Annotated in this window: 1 protein-coding gene; it reads left to right on the top strand. The window is 72.5% G+C overall.

All coding sequences use genetic code 11. The features are described 5' to 3' along the window. Positions 1-452 precede the first annotated feature (452 nt). The gene (locus ACOV8S_RS30975) at positions 453-938 is read left to right on the top strand and encodes a DUF2975 domain-containing protein (RefSeq protein ID WP_448321812.1); all 486 of its coding nucleotides are present in this window, start codon (positions 453-455) and stop codon (positions 936-938) included. Positions 939-971 lie beyond the last annotated feature (33 nt).

Raw genomic sequence — 971 nt, 5'->3', positions numbered from 1 at the left:
GACCGTCCCTCGCCGCCACCGCCATAACAGGCGTGCGCGTAACGGTTTCTCGGATGCCATGTGTTCCTCCTGGGGTAGCGGCCCCGCCCGCCCGCGGGGGCGGTCGGCGGAACCGGTGCGGTGGGGGGAGCGCCGCGCCGGGGACGGCCCCGGCGCGGGGTCCGGCCGTTCGATCGCCAGTGTGAGCGCTAACAACTGAGGGTGCAATAGTCCGGCGCCGGACGAGACCCCGACGTCCTCGACGGTCCCGCAGGCGGACAACTCGGGGCACGACGCCGCCGAGCTCGTGACCCTGCGGCTGTGAGCGATCACAAGCACGTGATCGCCGTCGGCCCCGGCCTGCCGCCCACCCCGCCGACGCCTCCCGCTCCTGCGGGGAAGCGGAAGCCCGCCCCTTGCCCAACATATCGAGAATCGATAGATTCCCATCGCGATTCGATGGAGGGACAGGAATGGGAAAGCTGACCGTGGGGGCACTGCGCGTCGTGCTCGTGGTGGTGCTCGCCGGCACCGTGTTCGTGCAGGCGGGGATGGCGTGGGCGCTGGGCCACGATCCGGAGGACGGGTCGCTCCCGCTCACCCCGCTGCGCCTGGTCACGATGCTGGGCATGGTGACGGTGCAGGTCGCCGCGGTCTGCGTCTGGCGGCTGGTGACGATGGCGCGGCGCGGCACCGTGTTCTCCGGGGCGGCCTTCCGGTACGTGGACGGCGTGATCGGGGCCGTGGTGGCCGCCTCCCTCGTGTGGTTCACCGTCACGGCCCTCAACGCGCCGGGGCAGCGGGAGGATCCGGGCGTCACCGTCATCATGGCCGGGATCGGCCTGGCGATCCTGGGGGTCGCGCTGTTCGCGTACGTCCTGCGGACGCTGCTCGCCCAGGCCGTCGCGCGCTACGGGGAGGCGTCGCGGATGGAGGCCGAGCTGGACGAGGTGATCTAGGCCGGCCACTCCCCCGGACCCACGCCCCCGGAC

Source organism: Streptomyces sp. CO7 (assembly GCF_053474865.1).
The sequence above is the reverse complement of the archived record's forward strand: the minus strand, read 5'-3'. Positions and strand labels throughout refer to the sequence as shown.